The sequence below is a fragment of the Streptomyces camponoticapitis genome, from assembly GCF_014646115.1.
GTDB classification, from domain to species: Bacteria; Actinomycetota; Actinomycetes; order Streptomycetales; family Streptomycetaceae; genus Streptomyces; species Streptomyces camponoticapitis.
Map to the genome: position 1 here is coordinate 26,594 of NZ_BMMV01000019.1, position 19,144 is coordinate 45,737.

16 protein-coding genes are annotated in these 19,144 nt (G+C 72.3%); 8 read left to right on the forward strand and 8 right to left on the reverse strand.

Annotated features, from left to right (window positions below):
• The first annotated feature begins 220 nt into the window (after positions 1 to 220).
• Both IEY79_RS25610 and IEY79_RS25615 read left to right on the forward strand, forming a co-directional pair.
• Positions 221 to 802 carry a sigma-70 family RNA polymerase sigma factor gene (locus IEY79_RS25610; protein ID WP_189109962.1) on the forward strand — a complete coding sequence of 194 codons (582 nt, stop codon included), beginning with the start codon at positions 221 to 223 and terminating at the stop codon, positions 800 to 802.
• Positions 799 to 2,358, forward strand: coding sequence for a maleylpyruvate isomerase N-terminal domain-containing protein (locus tag IEY79_RS25615; protein ID WP_189109963.1), 1,560 nt, complete (start codon positions 799 to 801; stop codon positions 2,356 to 2,358). Before IEY79_RS25610 ends, IEY79_RS25615 begins: the two co-directional genes overlap by 4 nt.
• 83 nt (positions 2,359 to 2,441) lie before the next feature.
• Here IEY79_RS25615 and purU read toward each other — a convergent pair whose 3' ends face one another.
• Together purU and IEY79_RS25625 are read right to left on the reverse strand one after the other, a co-directional pair.
• Positions 2,442 to 3,341, reverse strand: a complete 900-nt coding sequence (purU, locus tag IEY79_RS25620) for a formyltetrahydrofolate deformylase (RefSeq protein ID WP_189109964.1) — start codon at positions 3,339 to 3,341, stop codon at positions 2,442 to 2,444.
• Positions 3,342 to 3,421: 80 nt separating this feature from the next.
• On the reverse strand, positions 3,422 to 3,868 hold the full coding sequence (locus IEY79_RS25625) for an SCO4402 family protein (RefSeq protein WP_189109965.1): 447 nt from the start codon (positions 3,866 to 3,868) through the stop codon (positions 3,422 to 3,424).
• Positions 3,869 to 4,043: 175 nt separating this feature from the next.
• On the opposite strand from IEY79_RS25625, the gene IEY79_RS25630 reads away from it, so the two are divergent.
• The gene (locus IEY79_RS25630) at positions 4,044 to 5,345 is read left to right on the forward strand and encodes an ABC transporter substrate-binding protein (RefSeq protein WP_189109966.1); all 1,302 of its coding nucleotides are present in this window, start codon (positions 4,044 to 4,046) and stop codon (positions 5,343 to 5,345) included.
• A 333-nt stretch (positions 5,346 to 5,678) separates the two neighbouring features.
• On the opposite strand, the gene IEY79_RS25635 is transcribed toward IEY79_RS25630, so the two are convergent.
• Positions 5,679 to 7,364 carry a hypothetical protein gene (locus tag IEY79_RS25635; RefSeq protein ID WP_189109967.1) on the reverse strand — a complete coding sequence of 562 codons (1,686 nt, stop codon included), beginning with the start codon at positions 7,362 to 7,364 and terminating at the stop codon, positions 5,679 to 5,681.
• A gap of 310 nt (positions 7,365 to 7,674) precedes the next feature.
• Positions 7,675 to 9,057 (reverse strand): NsdA family TPR-like regulatory protein, encoded by a 1,383-nt coding sequence (locus IEY79_RS25640; RefSeq protein ID WP_189109968.1) that lies wholly within the window; start codon positions 9,055 to 9,057, stop codon positions 7,675 to 7,677.
• 311 nt (positions 9,058 to 9,368) lie between these two features.
• Here IEY79_RS25640 and IEY79_RS25645 point away from each other — a divergent pair, with 311 nt between their 5' ends.
• The 4 genes from IEY79_RS25645 to IEY79_RS25660 all read left to right on the forward strand — a co-directional run bounded on the left by IEY79_RS25645 (position 9,369) and on the right by IEY79_RS25660 (position 13,156).
• Positions 9,369 to 10,064, forward strand: a complete 696-nt coding sequence (locus IEY79_RS25645) for a bifunctional DNA primase/polymerase (RefSeq protein WP_373292626.1) — start codon at positions 9,369 to 9,371, stop codon at positions 10,062 to 10,064.
• A 72-nt stretch (positions 10,065 to 10,136) separates the two neighbouring features.
• Complete coding sequence (locus IEY79_RS25650; protein ID WP_189109970.1) at positions 10,137 to 10,991, forward strand: ABC transporter ATP-binding protein; 855 nt, start codon at positions 10,137 to 10,139, stop codon at positions 10,989 to 10,991.
• Positions 10,988 to 12,664, forward strand: a complete 1,677-nt coding sequence (locus IEY79_RS25655) for a transporter (protein ID WP_229701119.1) — start codon at positions 10,988 to 10,990, stop codon at positions 12,662 to 12,664. The genes IEY79_RS25650 and IEY79_RS25655 overlap by 4 nt, the downstream gene beginning before the upstream one ends.
• 81 nt (positions 12,665 to 12,745) lie before the next feature.
• The gene (locus IEY79_RS25660; RefSeq protein WP_189109971.1) at positions 12,746 to 13,156 is read left to right on the forward strand and encodes a PPOX class F420-dependent oxidoreductase; all 411 of its coding nucleotides are present in this window, start codon (positions 12,746 to 12,748) and stop codon (positions 13,154 to 13,156) included.
• 36 nt (positions 13,157 to 13,192) lie between these two features.
• On the opposite strand, the gene IEY79_RS25665 is transcribed toward IEY79_RS25660, so the two are convergent.
• Complete coding sequence (locus IEY79_RS25665; protein WP_189109972.1) at positions 13,193 to 14,056, reverse strand: alpha/beta fold hydrolase; 864 nt, start codon at positions 14,054 to 14,056, stop codon at positions 13,193 to 13,195.
• Between the two features lie 668 nt (positions 14,057 to 14,724).
• Positions 14,725 to 15,420 (reverse strand): iron-dependent transcriptional repressor DtxR, encoded by a 696-nt coding sequence (locus tag IEY79_RS25670; protein WP_189109973.1) that lies wholly within the window; start codon positions 15,418 to 15,420, stop codon positions 14,725 to 14,727.
• A 224-nt stretch (positions 15,421 to 15,644) separates the two neighbouring features.
• Between IEY79_RS25670 and IEY79_RS25675 the strand changes: the two genes are divergently transcribed.
• The gene (locus IEY79_RS25675) at positions 15,645 to 16,400 is read left to right on the forward strand and encodes an SIS domain-containing protein (protein ID WP_189109974.1); all 756 of its coding nucleotides are present in this window, start codon (positions 15,645 to 15,647) and stop codon (positions 16,398 to 16,400) included.
• 114 nt (positions 16,401 to 16,514) lie between these two features.
• Here the strand turns inward: IEY79_RS25675 and IEY79_RS25680 are convergent, their stop codons facing one another.
• Complete coding sequence (locus tag IEY79_RS25680; RefSeq protein ID WP_189109975.1) at positions 16,515 to 17,969, reverse strand: PAS domain-containing protein; 1,455 nt, start codon at positions 17,967 to 17,969, stop codon at positions 16,515 to 16,517.
• Positions 17,970 to 18,347: 378 nt separating this feature from the next.
• Positions 18,348 to 18,971 (reverse strand): pyridoxamine 5'-phosphate oxidase, encoded by a 624-nt coding sequence (gene pdxH / locus IEY79_RS25685; protein ID WP_189110089.1) that lies wholly within the window; start codon positions 18,969 to 18,971, stop codon positions 18,348 to 18,350.
• Positions 18,972 to 19,144: the final 173 nt, after the last annotated feature.

Consider the following 19,144-nt stretch of genomic DNA (forward strand, 5'->3'; position numbering starts at 1 on the left):
CCTTCACCGGAGATCGTCCTTCTTTCTCGCGGCTGCCCTTCCCGCCTCTCATGAAACACAACGGACACCGGCCGGGGAAATTCCTTATCATCTCGGACGGCCTCGGGGGGCTCACTTGACTCAAAGGGGCGCACTTCGATGACACTGGCAAGTACATTCAAAAGGGCGGGGTCAGCTCACGGAGTCGGGTGACGGAGCAGTGACAGGGGCTGGGGGTCTCATGGCAAAGGACACACCGCCCCGCTGGGACCGCAAGATGCAGCAGCGGCTCACACGGGGTGAGGCCGCGGCGCTCGGCGAGCTCTACGACCGCTTCGCCTCGCTCGTGCACAGCCTCGCCCACCGCGTGCTGGACGACGACGAGGCCGCCGACCGGATCACCCGCGAGGTCTTCGCCTACGTGTGGGAGCACCCGGAGGTCTTCGACCCCAAGCAGGGCTCGATGCGCTCCTGGATCGCGACACTCACCCGCCACCGGGCCGTGCACCGGCTGCGCCAGCTGGAGACGGCCGCGCACCAGGCCACCGGCGAGGGCACGGCGGAGGAACTGGAGCAGAAGATCCGCGAGGCGTCCGCCGCCGCACGCGCCGACTACATCGTCACCTCGATGCCCGCGCCACTGCGCGCCGCGCTCGACCTGGCGTACTTCCAGCGCCGCGACTACCGGCAGACCGCCGCCGACCTCGGGGTCACCGAGGACGAGGCGCGGCGCCGGCTGCGGCTCGGTCTGCAACTGCTCTCGTCGGCGAACACCCGGCCGCTGGAGGGCTCCTCGCCGCCCGGCAACGGACGGTCGCTGTGAGTGGGACGCTCGACGGCGGCCGGGGCAACCCGGACGACCCCGACGAGGTGCGCGGCATCCCGCGCATACCCGGCCAGCGCGCCGCCGCGGACGACCTGGAGCCGCCCGCGGCGGAGGTACTGCGCCGGGCCGTCGAGGGGGCCGCGCGCGCCGCGGAGGCGACGAAGGGGAGACGCGAACGGGAAGAGCCGGATGAGGCGAACGAGGCAGACGCGAGGGACCGCGGCGACGCGGGCGACCGGCGTGCGGGCGACCGGCGTGCGGACGACCGGCACGACGGGCGCGCGGACGACGCGCGCGACACGGCGGCCGGGGCCGGCGGAGTTGCGGGCGCGGCCCCCGACAGACCCCGCGAACCGGCCCATCCGCCGGATCCGGCCGAGGAGCGGGACATGACCGGAGGCCGGTATCCGCGGAGTCCGGCCCCGCCCTGGCCCCCGACCGAGCCGACCGGTCCGCCGCCCTCGCACTCCGTACTCAAGTCCCTGCTCGGCGCCTGGGCCCTGGCCGCCTGCTCGCCCGAGGAGACGATCCACGTCGAGAACCACCTCACCGAGTGCGCGCCGTGCGCGGACGAGGCCCTCAAACTCCGCGACGCCGTCGGTCTGTTGCAGACCGACCACAATCTGGATCTCCCGCCGCTGCTCCGCTCCCGGGTGCTGGAGACCTGCCTCGACCGCCGGGCCGCCCGTATCCCCGTGCCGGTGTGGGCCACCCCGTACGACGCGGAGACCGCCCGGCTCGACGCGCTGCTGCGCGACTTCGGCGACGCGGAGTGGCACGCGCCGCTCCAGCTCAGATGGTTCGAGAAGGAGGAGCCCGCCGCACGCCGGGCGACGGTGGCCGGGGTCATCGGGCATCTCATGAGCGTGGACGGCCTGGTGGCGTCGGCCCTGGGGCTTGAGGATCCGCTGGGCCCGGCGGCGGTGCGCTCGCCGACCGACCGGACCGAGGCGTTCTGGCGTACGGCGCACCCGCCGCCCACCCGCACGATCCACGAGCCGTGGCGCGACCAGAGCCACGAGCTGATCAGGACGGTGTCCTTCGCGGGGCGCGGGGTGGCGGAACTCTCCGTCTCGTACGGCGAGTTCGCCCTGCCGTTGCGTGACGCGCTGATCGACCGGGCCTTCGAGTGCTGGATCCACGGCTGGGACATCGCCGATGCGGTGGACTACCCGTATCCGGCGCCGAGCGGTCCGCATCTGCGCGTGATGATCGACCTCGCCACGCAGCTGATCCCGTCCGCCCTCGCGGCCCGCCGCCGCGTGGGCCTGGCGTCACCGGCCCGCCAGTTGGTCGCGCCCGGTTCGCCGGGGCGGTCGCTGCATCTGGAGGTCGAGGGCGCGGGCGGCGGGGACTGGTACATCGCGCTGGACTCACCGGCCGCGGTCGGCACGGCCGAGCGCACGGTGGCCCAAGTGGCGCTGGACGGCGTCGAGTTCTGCCAGCTGGTCGCGGGCCACATCTCGCCCGAGGAAGCGGCGGCGGGCCAGGACGGCGACCGCGAGGCGATCCGCGACGTCCTGTGCGCGGCGGCGTCGCTGAGCCGGCTGTAGGACCGCTGCCCTCACCCTCCCGACCGGCTCCCGGCGCCTGAGGACGGCGACCGGCGCCGGCCCGGCCGGGCGGGCGTGCGGGGCTACGCGAAGATCACCGTGCGGGTGCCGTTGAGCAGGATGCGGTGTTCGGCGTGCCATTTGACCGCGCGGGCCAGCGCCTGGCACTCCACGTCGCGGCCGACCGCCACCAACTGCTCCGGGGTGACCTCGTGGCCGACGCGCTCGACCTCCTGCTCGATGATCGGGCCCTCGTCGAGGTCGGCCGTCACATAGTGCGCGGTCGCGCCGATCAGCTTCACACCCCTGGCGTGCGCCTGGTGGTACGGCTTGGCGCCCTTGAAGCTCGGCAGGAAGGAGTGGTGGATGTTGATGATCCGGCCGTTCAGCTGCTTGCACAGGTCTTCGGAGACGACCTGCATATAGCGGGCGAGCACGACCAGCTCGACGTCCTCGGCGCGTACGAGCTCCAGCAGCTGGGCCTCCGCCGAGGCCTTGGTGTCCTTCGTCACAGGGATGTGGTGGAAGGGGATGTCGTACGAGGCGACCAGCTCGGCGAAATCGGTGTGGTTGGAGACGACGCCGGCGATGTACACCGGCAGCGCGCCGGTCCTCGACCGGAAGAGCAGGTCGTTCAGGCAGTGGCCGAACTTGCTGACCATCAGGATGATCCGCATCCGGTCCCCGGCGTGGTGGAGCTCCCAGTCCATCCGGAACGAGTCGCCCACGGCCGCGAAGCTCGCGCGCAGTTTCTCCACGGTCACCGGCGTCTCGGCCGAGAAGTGGACCCGCATGAAGAAGAGACCGCTGTCACGGTCGCCGAACTGCTGGCTGTCCTCGATGTTGCAGCCGGTCATGAACAGAAAGCTGGACACGGCGTGCACAATGCCCTGTTTGTCCGGGCAGGAGAGCGTCAGGACGTACTGGTCGGACAGGGCGGCGGGCCGGTCGGGCACGGCCTCGGGCTGCTGCGGGGCACTCATGAACCCTGAGGATTCCACACGGGACGGGCACCCGCACGGGGCACTCGAAACCGCCGGGAGAGCATGCGCCCTCGGGCGCCTCAGGCCGACCGCGTCAGGATCCGCAGCACGTCCAGCGAGCGCGGCACCGTGTCCGGGTCCTCGCCGTCGTTCACGGCCAGCCTGACGTGCGCCTCACGCGCGGCCCGCACCGCCTCCGGCCAGCCGTGGTGCTCCAGATACACCGCGATCGGGGCGTCCGGCCCCACCTGGTGCATGATCCGCAGCACCCGCAGGACGGCGACGTCGACCAGCGCGGCCTCGCCGGAGTCACGGAAGATCGTCCCGACGTACTTCTCCGCCGACCAGTTGTCCAGCCAGGTGTCCTCGACCAGCCGGTACACGGCGTCGGTGACGTCGCCGTACCCCTCGCGGCCGGCCAGCCAGTACTCCTGGTGGAAGACGGGATCGGAAAGCATGTGCAGCGCCGAGCGCACGTTGCTGCGCCAGCGCCACCAAGGAATGTCATTGAGCGGCATGCCGCCCATGGTGGAGGAGCGACGGGGCCGACGGGAAGAGTTATCCGAACCTTGCTGCACAGCAGCAGATCGTACGGTCAGTCCGGAAGTGATGACGTTGGCCCCCCGTAATTCACCTCGCGGTCATGTCCGGTTGAACAAGCCCCACCTGGCCGTTACCCACAAGCCGGAAGTGTGCGGATACATGACCGGTAGGCAGCAGCGCTCGTCCTTCCCTCGCGACTTCCGCCGGAATCCCGTGGTCCGCGCCTTGTGCACGGTGGCGGCCGGGGTGTCGGTGGTCACCGGATGTGGCGTGCTCCCTGGCGACCCGGGGGGCTCCAGGGAGCCCGTCACGGTCATGACATGGGCGCCCGAGGGCACCAGCGCGACGAACATGCCCGGCATGCCGGCCATGGCCAAGGCATACGCGCGGTGGGTCAACGCGGCGGGCGGTATCAACGGCCACGAGCTGCGCGTGCTGACCTGCAACGAGCACAACACCTCGGCGGGCGCGGCCGACTGCGCGCGCCTGGCCGCCGACAAGAACGTGACGGCGGTCGTCGGCTCGTACAGCCAGCACGGCAACGCCTTCATGGCGCCCCTGGAGGCGGCGGGCATCCCGTACCTCGGCGGCTACGGCATCGCCGAGCGCGAGTTCACCAGCTTCGTCTCCTACCCGGTCAACGGCGGCCAGGCGGCGCTCCTGGCCGGGAACGGCATGCAACTGGGCGGGGAGTGCGGCCGGGTCTCCATCGTGCGGCCCGACACGATCACCGGTGACGCGATGCCGGAACTGCTCAACTCGGGTCTCAGCACGGAGCAGGACAAGGGCGAGGGGGAGGACGAGAAGGCGACGGACGTCCGCGCGGCGGAGGACGCCACCGACTACACCTCCTCGGCGGAGAAGGCCCGCGAGAACGCGGCCGACGGCTGCGTCACGGCGGTGCTCGGCGACCGCACGGAAACGTTCTTCGACTCCTACCGGCGGCTCCCGGCGGACGGCGGGAACGTCCGCATCTCCTCGGTGCTCGGCAGCGTCGGCCAGCCGCTGGTGGACCGTACGGGCGGCTCGAACGGCCTCTTCGAGGGCGCGTACGTCACGGGCTGGTACCCGCAGGCCTCCGACCCGGCCTGGCAGCCGATGCGCGACGTGCTCAGGAAGCACGCCTTCGGCGACGACAGCATCGACCCGTCGGACCCGGGCGTCCAGACCACCTGGATCGCCTACACCGCGCTCAAGTCGGTCATCGAGTCGATCGACCGGGACTCGATCTCCCCGGCAACGCTGGCGCACGCGCTGGACACGGGCGCGAAGGTCGACACGGGCGGCCTGACGCCCCCGCTGCGCTGGCGCTACGAGGACATGCTCGGCCTGCCGGGCTTCCCGCGCATCGTGAACAGCGAGGTCACGTTCCAGGTGGTACGCGACGGCCAGTTGGTGGCCCTGAAGGACGGCTTCGTGGACGTCCGCGGCACCTTGAGCGACGCGGACACCAGCGCGTAGCCGCCTCCCGGCGGGGGCACGCCGGAGGACCGCCGTCTCGTACCGGACGTACCCGGGCGCCGAGGACGCCGCAGGGGGCGTGCGTGCCGGGCGCCGTCTGCCGGACGGGACTTTCAAGTCAGGCCCTGGCCGCCGGTAGGCGGGCCGGGGCGCCCGCCCGCGGAGAGGAACGGCGGTTCTTCGAGCCGCTGTTGCCCTCGTTCGCGTCGTCCTCACCGCGCGGCTCACGGCGGTGGGTGCGTGCTGTCGCACGGCGGGAAACGGCGACTCTCCCGAGCGTGCCCGGCGGCGCGGCTCGGGGCGTGGCCCCGGGCCGGGCCGTACGGCGTGGGGTCACAGTTCCGTCGGGGCGCGTTTCGTGAGGCCGTACTTGGACGCGATGCCGTTCCAGAGGCCCGATGCCTTCTGCTTGGCCGCCGTCGCCTCGCCGCTCGCGCGGTTGCCCTCGGCCGCCGCCTTCGTCGTGCGGGCCTTGCCGTCGCGGCAGCCCTTCTTCGTCTTCGCCTCGGACGCCCACGTCGCGTAGTGGTCGTCCGCCGACGCGGACGCCTGCCACGCCTTGGTCAGCGAGTTCGAGAGCTGACCGTGCTGCGGCAGCTTGTCGACGGTCAGTTCCTTGAGGCGGGAGACCAGGTCGCGGCGCTGGTCGGCCGCGTCCTGGAGGTCGGTGACCGCCTGGTCCAGGTTCTTGCAGCTCTTGATGGAGTCGACCGCGCTGATCACCGCCGACCGGCTGTCGTTGCTCTCGGCGAGAAGCTTGTCGAGCTCCTCGGCCTGCGGCTTGGCCGGGTCCTCCTCGGCCGGGTCGCCGCCGGAGCCGGACTGTGAGGTCTCCGACGAGACCGTCTGGTTCTTGTCCTGCTTCTCGGAGTCGTCGCCGCTCATCAGCCAGCCGGCGCCGAGGCCGAGGACGGCACAGCCGATGACGACGGCGGCGATCAGCGGGACCGGTGAGGACTTGCGGCGCCCGGCCGCCCGGCCCTGTGGGCCCGAGGGCTCCTGCGGGCCGCCCGGCCGCGCGTACGGGGGCGGAGTGCCGCCCTGGCCGTAACCCTGCTGGGCACGGCCCTGCCCGCCACGCCTGCGGCCGGTCCCGGCGACCGGCCCCGCACCGGGATCGAAGTGCGGCAGCTGCTGGGTCTCGTCCGGCACCGCACCGCCCCCGCCGGGTGCCTCCGTACGGAACAGGCTGTCGAACTCGGCGGGCGGCTGGCGGTCGCCGGGGGCGCCGGGCCGGATGCCGTACGGCGCGCCCTGGGGCACGGCCGGGATGTCGTTCGGATCCGCCGCGGGGACGGGCGCGATGAACTGCGTGGCGTCCGCGTCCGAGGTGCCCTGCGCGTGCCGGCCCGGCTCGGCGGTGCCGAGGTACTGGGTCGACTCGGCCGGACGCTCGGGCGGCAGCCCGCCCGAGGTCTGGCCCTGCGGATACTGCGGCACCGGCGGTATGTACTGCGTCGCGTCGGCGGGCCCGGCCGCGGCGGGCACCGGCGGTATGAACTGCGTCGCGTCCCCGCTCCCGCCGGGAGGCGCCTCGGCAGGCAGTGGCTGTGCGCCGTACGCGCCGGGCCCCGGCGCCCCGTAGGACTGCTGCGGCTCCTGGTGCGGCGGCAACGCCTGTGGCAGGGGCCCCGGGTGGGCGGCCGGCAGAGGCTGCTGGTGCTGCTGGTACGACTGCTGCTGGGGCTCGGGCTGGTACTGCTGCTGGGGCTGCTGGGGCTGCTGCGGGTAGCCGTAGCCGCCGCCCCCGCCTCCGTACGCACCCGTCCCCTGCGCCTCGTACGACCCGTAGGCGCCCGAGTCCTGGGGAGGTGGCTGCTGGCCTTCCGGCTCCGGCTGCGGCTGTGGCGCACCCGGGCCCCAGGGCTGCCCCCACGGCTGCCCGCCCGCCGGGGCGGACTGGTCGGCCGGGGCTCCGGGGATCAAGGGGGGACCGCCGTCGGCGGGCAGCACGATGCCTTCGTGCGCGGGCCGAGCGGCAGGCGACTGCGGCTCGTCCCTTTGTCCGCTTTGCGTCACCGGGACTCCTAGTGTGGACCTACGGAATCGTCAGTTCACGCTACCGGGTGTTCCAGCGGCCCTGCTACGCGCCCGGATCCAGTCACCATCCGCCTGTTCAAGACAGCTTCCGGCGATGCGCGTCAATCGGACATCCCCGTCCCGCCGGCCCCACGACCGCCCTCGCCCCCCATCCGTCCCGGTCACGGAGCCGCACTCGGGTCTCCTCACGCCCCGTCGGCCACCGCGCCAACTCCGTGCGGTGGCCGTACGACCACCGCACGACAGCACTACCGCCCCTGCCCCCGGCGGAAGTTGTAGCAAAGCCGTGTCACGCGGCCTGGATCTCCAGCCGGGCACTGAACTCCCGTACCGCGGGCTCCGAGCCGTAGGGCTCCAACCGCTGCTGGAGGTCGTCCAGATACTCCGCCCCCCTGCTGGAACGCAGCGTGCCGAGCAGCTCCGCGGCGCGCGTGCCCGTACGGCACGCCTCCTCCACCTCGCGCTGCTGGACCTGCGCCGTGGCCAGCAGGACGAGGCCGATCGCGCGCCGCCTGGACCGGGACTCGGGGTGTCCCGACAGCGAGTCGGCCGCGTGGCGGGCGGCCGCTTCGGGCTCTCCCAGATCCCGGTAGCAGTGCGCCAACTCGTCGGCCAGATAGGCGTGGTCGAAGTGCGCGATCCACACCGGGTCGTCGTCGTGTTCCGGATCGGCGTGCTCCAGCGCGGTGAGCGCGCGTCCCGCGACCGCGTGGCACTGGCTCGCGTCGCCCATCAGGGCGTGCCCCCGGGCCTCGGCGCCCAGGAACATGGCCTGCGCCCTCGGGGTGACCTGTCCGCGCGCGCCCTCCTGCGCGGCCCGCGCCAACTGGGCGATCTCGCGCGGGTTTCCGAGCTGGGCCGCGAGATGGCTCATGGACGCGGCCAGCACATAACCGCCGTACCCCCGGTCCCCCGCTGCCTGCGCCAGCCGCAGCGCCTGGATGTAATAGCGCTGGGCGAGCCCCGGCTGGCCGGTGTCCACCGCCATGTATCCCGCGAGCTCGGTGAGCCGGGCGACATTGGCGAAGAGCCTGCGGCCGACCGCTTCCCGGTACGAGCCCGAGAGCAGGCCCGACACCACGCTGTTCAGATAGTGCACGACGACCGGGCGGACATGGCCGCTGCCGAAGCGGTGGTCCAGGTCGACCAGCGCCTCGGTCATGGCGGCGACCGCCGCGACGTCCGAATCCCCCACCCGCGCACCGGTGTTGCGCGCCACCGACGGGTCCGCGCCCGTGATCAGCCAGTCCCTGCTCGGCTCGACGAGCGCCGACGAGGCCACCGCCGATCCGGAGAGGAAGTCCCGCCGGCCTACGTCGCTGCGCCACAACTCGCAGACCTGCTCGATCGCGCCGATCACGGTCGGCGAGAACTGCAGGCCGATGCCGGAGGCGAGATTCTTGCCGTTGGCCATCCCCAGCTCGTCGATGGTGACCGTGCGCCCCAGCTTGCGGCCCAGCGCCTCGGCGATGATGCCCGGGGCCCGGCCCCGCGGCTGCTGCCCGCGCAGCCAGCGGGCGACGGACGTCTTGTCGTAGCGCAGGTCGAGACCGCGCTCGGTCCCGACCATGTTCACCCGCCGGGCGAGACCGGCGTTGGAACAGCCGGCCTCCTGGATGAGTGTTTGCAGCCGTTCGTTCGGCTGACGGGCGACGAGAGGCCTGGCTGCCAATGGATACCCCCTGTGGCCGCAGTGATCGACTGAGTGATCACTGCCCGGCAGTGATGCCGTGAATGCGTGCGATGGTCGAAATCAGCAATCTTCGGTAACTTTCGGGAAACGCCGCCCGCTTGGCGTCGAGGTGTGTGTGACTCGCCTCACGCCTCCCAAATGGCAACCCTCGGTCACCGGTTGTGGTTACCCATCCACGCGCCGCAACCTCGTACGCGCCCCCGCCCATGCATCAGTGCGCCCCGCGTGCAGGATCGATGCCCCTGCGCAACGGTCCGTGCCGCCCGTAACCCGGGGTGCGGGCGGGAGTTGTGCTCTTCGTGGACAAGACCATCGGAGTGACGGGCGTCACGGACGCCGCGCAGATCCCCAAGCAGCGGGGCGACCTGCTGCTGGAGACCGCCGTTCGGTACGCGGAGGAACGGCACTGGGACGTGTTCCCCGGCACCTGGCTGGAGGCGGTGGGCGGCAGGGAGCGGTGCTCGTGCGCCCGCTCCGACTGCCCGTCCCCCGGGGCGCATCCCACGCGGCCGGACTGGGCGGCACAGGCGACGGGCAGCGCGGTCGCCGTGCGCCGGCTGTGGTCGAAACAGCCCCGCGCGTCGATCCTGCTGCCGACCGGCCGCACGTTCGACGCCCTGGACGTGCCGGAGTCGGCGGGCTTCCTGGCGCTCGCGCGGATGGAGCGGATGGAGATGACGCTCGGCCCGGTCACCTGCACCCCCGATCGCCGGATGCTCTTCTTCGTCCTGCCGGGCGGCTCGCTGAAGGTGGACGACCTCGTACGGAAGCTGGGCTGGTCGGCGCCGGCGATCGATCTGTCGGCCCTGGGCGAGGCACGTTACGTGGCGGCGCCGCCCACCCGGGTCGGCGGCTTCGGCGCCGTGCAGTGGGCCCGGCGGCCCACCCCGGCCAACCGCTGGCTGCCCGACGTGGAGGAGCTGATCAGCCCGCTGGCGTACGCGTGCGGGCGGGACGCGGCGGCAGCGCGAGGCCTTCGCCCCTGAGCACCGCGCGGGGGCGGTCTTATGGTGGGTCTTCTCGACACCTCGAAAAGGGACACCGAAGGGCAGTGCGGCATGCCGGAACACGTACCGGACCGAACGGCGGAGCGGACAGAGCGGGCGGCGACGCCGGAGGCGGCGGCGGGCGGGGCGCGTACGGCGGCGCCGCCCGCCGTACGCGTGGAGGGGCTGTGGAAGACCTTCGGTGAGCAGGTCGCCGTCGCCGGGATCGATCTCGACCTGCCCGCGGGCCAGTTCGTGGGGCTCGTCGGCCCGAACGGCGCGGGCAAGACGACCACGCTCTCCATGGTGACCGGCCTGCTGCGGCCGGACATGGGCCGGGTCCAGGTCGCCGGGCACGACGTCTGGGGCGACCCGGCCGCGGTCAAGGCCAGGATCGGCGTCCTGCCCGAGGGGCTGCGGCTCTTCGAGCGGCTGTCCGGACGCGAACTCCTCGGCTACACCGGGCGGCTGCGGGGGCTGCCCGGTGACGAGGTCGACAAGCGCGCCACGCAACTCCTCGACGTACTGGACCTGGCGGGCTCGCAGCACAAGCTCGTCGTGGACTACTCGACCGGTATGCGCAAGAAGATCGGCCTGGCGGCCGCGCTGCTGCACAACCCCGAAGTCCTCTTCCTGGACGAGCCGTTCGAGGGCGTCGACCCGGTGTCGGCGCAGACGATCCGCGGCGTGCTTGAGCGCTACACCGCCTCCGGCGCGACCGTCGTCTTCTCCAGCCATGTGATGGAGCTGGTCGAGTCGCTGTGCGACTGGGTCGCGGTGATGGCCGCGGGCCGTATCCGCGCGCAGGGGACCCTCGCGGAGGTACGGGGCGACGCGCCGTCGCTCCAGAGCGCGTTCCTCGAACTGGTCGGCGCGCAGGGGCGCGACACCGGCGAGTCCCTGGACTGGCTGGGCGGTGCCCGATGAGCGCGGGCCTGTCGGGGGCGGTGGGCGCGGCCGATCCCGTCGGCGCGGTCGGTTCCGGTACGACGCCCGTCGTGACCCTGGGGACGCGCGCGCTCGCGCCCGTCTTCGTACGGCTGAAGCTGTCGCTGCTGCGCAACGGGCTGCGCCAGTCCTCCGGCCGTACCGCCGCGTACGTCGTCTCCGTCGTCTTCGCCCTCCTGATCGCCGCCGGCCAGCTGCTCGGCCTGATCCTGCTGCGCGGGAACGACGGCGCGGCCACCCTCGTCGTCGTACTGACCGCGCTGGTGGCCCTGGGCTGGGCGATGCTGCCGCTCTTCTTCCCCAGTGGGGACGAGACGCTCGACCCGAGCCGGCTCGTGATGCTGCCGCTGCGGCCGCAGGCTCTGATCGGCGCGCTGCTGGCCGCGTCCCTGGTGGGGATCGGGCCGTTGTTCACGCTCTGCCTGGTGCTCGGCTCCGCGATCGCCGTCGCGCACGGCGCCGCCGCGGTGGTGGTGTCGGTGTTCGCCGTACCGCTGGCGCTGCTGGTGTGCGTGGCGCTGTCGCGTGCCGTGGCGGCGGCGAACATCCGGCTGCTGACCTCGCGCAAGGGCCGGGACCTGGCCGTGCTGAGCGGTCTGGTGATCGCCGTCGGTATCCAGTTCGTCAACTTCGGTGTCCAGCGCCTCAACGAGGCGGGCGGGCTCTCGGCGCTCGACCCGGTGGCGGACGTCGTGCGGTGGCTGCCGCCCGCGTCGGCGATCGGCGCGGTGGATTCGGTGAGCGAGGGCGCGTACGGGCGGGCGGTGCCGCAACTGCTGCTGTCGCTGGGCGCGTTGGCCGCGCTCCTGTACTGGTGGCGCCGGTCGCTGGTGAAGCTGATGACCGCCCCGGACGGCTCGACGATCACCGCGGCCGCCGGACCGGCCCGCAAGGAGTCGGCGTCCGGGCTCAGCGGGCTGCTGCCCGCCGGGCGGACGGGCACGGTGATGCAGCGCAGTCTGCGGTACGTGTGGCGCGACCCCAAGACCAAGGCGGCGTGGGTCACCTCGCTGGCGGTCGGTCTGATCGTGCCGCTGGTGAACGCCCTTCAGGGCAACGGTTCGATCTATCTCGCCTGCTTCGCGGCGGGGATGCTGGGCATCCAGATGTACAACCAGTTCGGGCAGGACACCTCCGCGTTCTGGATGGTGGCCCTGACGATCTCCTCGACGCACAACGCGTATCTGGAGCTGCGGGCGCGGGCCTTCGCCCTGCTGGTGATCACGCTGCCGTACTCGGCGCTGGTGACGATCCTCACGGCCGCGCTGCTCGGCGACTGGCAGGCGCTGCCCGAGGCGCTCGGGCTCTCCTTCGCGCTGCTGGGCGCGATGATGGCGACGGGTGCGGTGGCCTCGGCGCGTTTCCCGTACTCGATCCCGCAGGACAGCGCGTACAAGAACGTCGCTCCGGGGCAGGCGGGGCTTGCGTGGATCTCCATCCTCGGCGGCATGCTCGGTGGCGCGCTGCTGTGCGCGCCGGTGATCGGACTGACGATCGCGCTGCACGCGTCGGGCGCGAACGGCTGGACGTGGCTGGTGTTCCCGGTGGGCACGGCGTACGGCGCGCTGATCGCGTGGGCGGGGGTCCGCCTGGCGGCGCCGCGAACGGCGTCGAGGCTGCCGGAGATCCTGACGGCGGTGAGCAAGGGCTGAGGGGACGGGTGCTCAGGGGGGCAGCGCTTGAGGAGGGCGGTGCCAGGAGCCCCGGCGGGCACGGGCCTTAAGCTCGCCGGTATGACTGTCACACTCAGCGCTACCGCCCGGAAGCTCCTCGACGGCCGCAACCTCGCCGTCCTGTCCACCGTCAACCCGGACGGCAGTCCGCAGTCCTCCGTGGTCTGGGTCGGTACCGACGGCGACGATCTGGTCATCTCCTCGCAGGCCGGGCGGCGCAAGGTGACCAACCTGTCCGGTGAACCGCGGGTCAGCCTCAGTGTGTTCGACCAGTCCGACCCGCAGAGCTACGTCGAGGTACGCGGCACGGCCACCGTCACCGAGGACACGGGTCGGCGGACGGCCGTCACCCTCGCCGAGAAGTACGAGGGCCCCGGCGCCGGGCAGGAGTATCTGGACCTGCCGCCCGAGGCCGTACGCGTCACGATCCGGATCACCCCGCAGCGGCTCACCGGCAGCGCGGCGGTCTGATCCGAAACGATTCAGAACAGTCGCCGCAGGAACGCGTCACGGGGTCAGCGCACCGTCCAGGAACGGCTCTATCGCGGCGCGCCAGGCGTCCGGCTGGTCGTAGTGCACGAGATGTCCGGCGCCGTCCACCTCCGCGTACTGCCCGCGCGGCAGGACGCGCACCATCTCCTGCGCCTCCGCGCGGCCCAACTCGCCGTCCAGGCCCCGCACGACGAGGGTGGGGCAGCGGACCTGCGCCAGCTCCTCCCAGTGCGCGTCGTAGACCCACGTGGCGCGTGAGGTGAGCATCTGGCGGCGGGAGAAGACCGGCCACCAGCCGTCGGCGCGCTCGGTCATCACCTCGGCGAAGAACTCGCCGCGCCCCGGATTCGGCCCCTCCAGCCAGGGGTCGTCCTCGCCGAACCACTTCCGTACGTCGGCGAGCGTCTCGAACGGGAGGGGCCAGGAGCGGAACCAGTCGTCCCACTGGCGCTGCGACGCCGCCCCCAGCGCCGACGCCCGCATGTCGCTGATGACCAGCGCCCCGACCAGGTCGGGCCGCTTCGCCGCGAGTTGCCAGGCGGTCAGCGCTCCCATGGCGTGGCCGACGAGGGTGACGGGCGCGAGGCCGAGCTCTTCGATCACGGCTTCGGCGTCCGACACGTACGCCTCGCGGGTGTACGCCGCCTCGGAAGGCTTGGCGCTGAGGCCGTGGCCGCGCTGGTCGAGCGCGACGGCCCGATGGCGCCCGGACAGCCAGCGCGCGGTGGCCGCCCAGTGCGAGGCGCGGCCCATCAGGCCGTGGAGCAGGAGCACGCCCGGGGTGCGCCCGGTCTCGTCCCGCTCCCTGGGCTGGTCGGTGAACTCCCAGGCTGCGAGTGGCAGCCCGTCGAATCCGCTCACATCGATACGCTGCACCATGTGTCCTGGCACCCCCTTCGGTCCTGAGTGGTCGAGTCCGATGGCACCGGCCCGATTCCGTGCCGTTCGGTCGTGCGGCTGCCCAGACTATCGAACTCCCATTCGAAAACGTGGCTGCCGCGCCCAACACCGCTCGTTCGAGTGACGGTGGTCAATGGTTGTCCTGAGCGGGGCGGGGGAGATCTTCAGCGGGAGGCGGACCACTCGGGGATGAGGGTCCGTGGGGACCGACCCTGGGAGCTCGGGGCTCCGGGTCGGAAGCGGGGAGGACAGGCCCCGGCGCCGCAAGGCGCCGGGGCCCTTGCCGTGCGACGAGTGCGAGAAGTACGAGGTCCTGGCGGGTCCGGGGCGTACGGCACGTACGGCGCACGCGGGCGGGCCGTCCGGCACCCCGGCCGCGGCGGGCGCGCCGGACACGGCGACAGGCACAGCGACAAGCGTCAGGCGCACAGCCCCGCTCCCTCCTCGGCCGCGTATCGAAAGTCCGCGACCGCTGCCCTCAGGTCATATGCCCCCGAGCCAGCCTGGCACGCGAATCGCCCGCCCGCTGCCATTCCGCCGGGAATTCGTATTCTCCGTCGCGGGAGGAATACTCTCCGCAGCCGAGCCCGGGTGCCAGGACCCCCGACCCGGGGACCCGGGACCGAGGTCCGGGTCCCCGGGAGGAGTCAGCGCTTGGCGACGAAGACGTGCGAGGCGACCTCGGAGTTCAGCTCGGCGGCCTCTCCGCTGCTGCCCACGAGCACCCCGCCGACGGGCGACTCGGTCACGCTCACCACGGAGCCGGGCTGCACGCCCGCCCGTCGCAGCGTGTACATGAGCTGGGCGTCGGTCTGGATCGGCTCGCCGATCCGGCGCACCACGACCGTCTTGCCCTCGGCGCCCGGGTCCAGATCGGCCAGGCTCACCATGCCCTCGTCGAGGAAGGGATCGGCCCCGGCGTGCTCGCCCAGCTCCTCCAGGCCCGGGATCGGGTTCCCGTACGGCGACTCCGTGGGGTGCCGCAGCAGCTCGACGACCCGCCGCTCGACCGCCTCGCTCATCACGTGCTCCCAGCGGCAGGCCTCCGCGTGCACCTGCTCCCACTCCAGGCCGATCACGTCGACCAGGAGACACTCGGCGAGGCGGTGCTTGCGCATCACGCGCGTCGCCAGCCGGCGCCCCTCCTCGGTCAGCTCCAGGTGCCGGTCGCCCGCGACCTGCACCAGTCCGTCCCGCTCCATGCGCGCCACGGTCTGGCTGACCGTCGGCCCGCTCTGATCCAGCCGCTCCGCGATCCGGGCGCGCATGGGGACCACACCTTCCTCTTCGAGTTCGAGGATGGTGCGGAGATACATCTCCGTCGTGTCGATCAGTCCGGACATACGTGCCCCTCGATGCTGTGACATGAAAACAACCGTGCGCAGGCCCCGTGCTCAATTCTGACGCATCGCACCGACAACCGTGCCGTGCGGGAAGCCGCCGAAGGCGAAGCCGTATTGACACGGTAAAGGTCCAGACCGCAACGTGATCCGCGGCACAGGCATTCCCTCCCCTGTCCGTCTTCCTTTTCCGCCCTTTTCTCCGCCCCCTACGGAAGGGTCTCTCGATGAGCGAGAGCACGCTGGCCGGTCAGTTCTTCGGCGCCGCGATCGGTCTGCTGGAGCGCGTACGCGACGAGGAGGCCGCGAACATCGAAGCGGCCGGCAAGGCGATCGCCGAGACCGTGGCCTCCGGCGGCCGTGTCTTCGCCTTCGGCGCCGGGCACTCCTCGCTCGCCGCGCAGGACGTCGTCTACCGGGCGGGCGGTCTCGCCGTCATGAACCTCCTCAACGTGCCGGGGGTGATGGGCGTCGACGTGATGCCCGCGACGCTCGGCTCCGCGCTGGAACGGGTCGACGGTCTGGCGAGCGCGGTGCTGGACTCCAGCCCGGCGACCTCCGGCGACGTCCTGGTGATCATCTCGCTGTCGGGACGCAACGCGCTCCCCGTGGAGATGGCGCTGAACGCGCGGGCGCTGGGTCTGAAGGTGATCGGCGTGACGTCGGTGGCGTACGCGACGGAGACGAAGTCCCGTCACGCGTCCGGGACATACCTCAAGGACCACTGCGACATCGTCCTCGACAGCAAGATCGCGGTGGGCGACGCGGAGCTGTCGGCGGACGGCATCGAGGCACCGTTCGCGCCGGCGTCGACGGTCGTGACGAGCGCGCTGATGCAGGCGATGGTGGCGACGGCGGCAGGCGGCCTGGTCGAACGCGGCATCGAACCGCCACTGCTGCGCTCGGGCAACGTGGACGGCGGCCACGCGTGGAACGGCCGGGTGATGACGGAGTACGGGGACCGGATCTTCTACCGCCACTGAGGCCGGTGGGCGGGGCACCAGCCGGATCGGCGTCCGGCCGGCTCACCGGTGAGCGCCGGGCTCGCGGCCGTCAGGCGTTCCTGGCCGGTGGACACGGGCCCCGCTCCCGCGCTCTCAGGTGTCCGGACGGCCCTCCGGGTGGAGCTGGGACAGGAGGTCCAGGGACGTTGCCATGCGGGACGTCGCGTCCTCCGCGTACACCGCGTCCTGGCGTTCGAACGACGGGCGGGTCGCGCCCCGCAGGAAAGTGACCACGCCCAGCGTCCTGCCCCGGCTCCGCAGCACCGTGCAGAGCGCGTGCACGGAGTCGGGGGGCCACTGGCGGGAGACCGACCAGGTCGGGGTCGTCGACGCGCCCGTGGGCGCGCTCGCGCGCACCGAGCCCGTGCGGGCCACCGCCTGGAGGGCCGGGTGCCCCTCCCGGTACCGCACGGGTATCCCGCCGGCCGCGACCGGCAGACAGGGCCCGGCCGAACCGCCCGGCGTCGCCGCCACCCGTACGAGCCGGGTGGGCGGCACGTCGCCGGTCGAGGTGGCGCCGTAGGGCGCGGCCGGCGCCGGTCCGTCCAGGACCAGATCGATCAGCGCGTGGTCCGCGAAGCCCACGAGCGCGAAGTCCAGGCAGACCCTCGCCGCCTCCATCGGGTCCTCGCACTCGCCCGCGGCCCGCCCCGCGCGGTGCAGCTGGCTGGTGCGGAAGCGCAGCTTGTCCGCCTCCTGCGCCGCGAGCCTCGCCTCCGTGACGTCCTGGAAGAGCCAGCCGACCCCCAGCGGCACCGGCTCCTCGGCGAGCGGGGAGGCCAGCCGGACGAAGCCGCTGCGCCAGCACCGCCGCCGCTCGCTCCCGTCCTGCGTGCGCAGCGTCACCCACAGCTCCGCGAGCGAGCGCGGCGCGCCCTCCGCCAGTACGTGGTGGAGCGCGCCCTCCAGCTCCTCGACACCCTGCACGACGGTCTCGCCGAGCGGCCGCCCGAGCAGCGCCGTACGGCCCGAGCCGAGCGCACGCGCGGCATGCCCGTTCACGACGGTCGGGCGCAGATCCACGTCGACCAGGACCACGCCCCACAGCGCGTCGTCGAACAGCGCCTCGCTGAGCGCGATGGACCGCTCCAGGTCGATCAGCGCGTGCACCTCGCTGAACGCGCAGTACACCCCCGCGGGCCTGCCGTCCGCCCCGCGCACACCGGCCGACTGTGTCCGTACGAGCACCCGGCTGCCGTCCTTGCGCAGCAGAGCGAACTCGTGCACCACCCGTCCCGGCACGCCCATCGCCGACATCAGGCGCCCGTGCACCTCGTCCGCGTCGGCACTGCGCACGGCCCAGCCGGCGAATCCGCGCCGGCCCACGGCCTCGTCGGCGGACCAGCCGAGTATCCGCTCGGCCTCGCGGTTCCAGTGCGTGATGACGCCGTCGGCGTCGAACGCGCAGAGCGCCGCGTCCATCCCGTCGAGCAGCGCGGCGAGCAGATCCGCGCCGGGCCCGCCGCCCGGGCCCTCCACCTCGGCCGCGCCGGATTCCGGTCCGTCGGAGCCGGGCGGGCGAGTGGTCTCACTCCGGGAAGCACTCATCCCTGGCACCCCCTGCCGCCTGCTCGGTCATACCTACGATCATTCAACTCCAGGGTGACCCAGCACACACCTTGTTCACCGAAATCGTTGTGCGGTGGAAATCCAAATAATCACTTGTGGGGCGCGGGACCACTTCCTAGGGTGGTGAGCACACTAGAAGGGAGGTGGTTCGGAAGTGATTTCAATCCGGACAAGTGAGGTGGCTGCGGGCTGACGCCCGTCGTCGCACTCGTGCGGTGCCGGTGAACCACCGGCCCAATCCAAGCAGTCACCCGACCCGCGTGCTCGCCGGTAAGTCCGGCCGGCTCCTCCCCGGAGGAACCTGAGCACGCGGGTCGTCTGCGTTCCCGCCCAGGAGCCCCGCCCGTGACGGCACGCTTACGGGCAGAGCCTCTCCACCCGCCAGCCGCCGGACTCCGCCACGTACCGCAGCCGGTCGTGCAGCCGGTTCTCGTGCCCCTGCCAGAACTCGACCGTCTCGGGGACGACCCGTATGCCGCCCCAGTACGGCGGCACCGGCACCGGCTCGCCCGCCGGGTAGCGGGCGGCCAGGTCCTCGTACCGCTCCAGCAGCTCCGCGCGCGAGCCGACCGGCGAGGACTGCTCGCTCGCCCAGGCACCGAGCTGGGAGCCGTGCGGGCGGGTGCGGAAGTACGCCGCCGTCTCCGCGCGACCGACACGGGACGCCGTACCGGTCACGACGACCTGGCGGCCCAGCGCGTGCCAGGGGAAGAGGATGCCGGCGTACGGGTTCGCCTCGATCTCCCTGCCCTTGCGGGAGCCGTAGTTCGTGAAGAAGACGAAGCCGCGCCGGTCGTAGGCCTTGAGCAGCACGGTGCGGGACGACGGGCGGCCGTCGGGGGTCGCGGTGGAGACGACCATCGCGTTGGGCTCGTGCAGACCGCCGGCCACCGCGTCCTTGAACCAGCTCGCGAACTGGTCCATCGGCTCGGCGGCGAGGTCGGTCTCCAGGAAGGCGGCCGCGCGGTACTGCTCGCGCATCACGGCGGGGTCGGGGGTCTCGGCGGACGGAGTGTGAGGCACGCGACCCATACTCCCGCAATGCCGGAGCCGTGGCATGGTTGATTCGATGTCCGTGCTGGGCAGGACGGTGGTAACGGATGACCGTTCCGGACCGCGAGTCGTACGAGTTCGACCGTGGATCCGTATCGGCT

Excerpts from the sequence above, each read along its gene's own strand:
- pdxH (WP_189110089.1), bottom strand. The coding sequence starts at position 18,971 with ATGCGCGAGCAGTACCGCGCGGCCGCCTTCCTGGAGACCGACCTCGCC.
- IEY79_RS25625 (WP_189109965.1), bottom strand. The coding sequence starts at position 3,868 with ATGGGCGGCATGCCGCTCAATGACATTCCTTGGTGGCGCTGGCGCAGC.
- IEY79_RS25665 (WP_189109972.1), bottom strand. The coding sequence starts at position 14,056 with ATGGTGCAGCGTATCGATGTGAGCGGATTCGACGGGCTGCCACTCGCA.
- IEY79_RS25630 (WP_189109966.1), top strand. The coding sequence starts at position 4,044 with ATGACCGGTAGGCAGCAGCGCTCGTCCTTCCCTCGCGACTTCCGCCGG.
- IEY79_RS25675 (WP_189109974.1), top strand. The coding sequence starts at position 15,645 with ATGAGCGAGAGCACGCTGGCCGGTCAGTTCTTCGGCGCCGCGATCGGT.
- IEY79_RS25670 (WP_189109973.1), bottom strand. The coding sequence starts at position 15,420 with ATGTCCGGACTGATCGACACGACGGAGATGTATCTCCGCACCATCCTC.
- purU (WP_189109964.1), bottom strand. The coding sequence starts at position 3,341 with ATGAGTGCCCCGCAGCAGCCCGAGGCCGTGCCCGACCGGCCCGCCGCC.
- IEY79_RS25680 (WP_189109975.1), bottom strand. The coding sequence starts at position 17,969 with ATGAGTGCTTCCCGGAGTGAGACCACTCGCCCGCCCGGCTCCGACGGA.
- IEY79_RS25610 (WP_189109962.1), top strand. The coding sequence starts at position 221 with ATGGCAAAGGACACACCGCCCCGCTGGGACCGCAAGATGCAGCAGCGG.
- IEY79_RS25655 (WP_229701119.1), top strand. The coding sequence starts at position 10,988 with ATGAGCGCGGGCCTGTCGGGGGCGGTGGGCGCGGCCGATCCCGTCGGC.
- IEY79_RS25650 (WP_189109970.1), top strand. The coding sequence starts at position 10,137 with ATGCCGGAACACGTACCGGACCGAACGGCGGAGCGGACAGAGCGGGCG.
- IEY79_RS25660 (WP_189109971.1), top strand. The coding sequence starts at position 12,746 with ATGACTGTCACACTCAGCGCTACCGCCCGGAAGCTCCTCGACGGCCGC.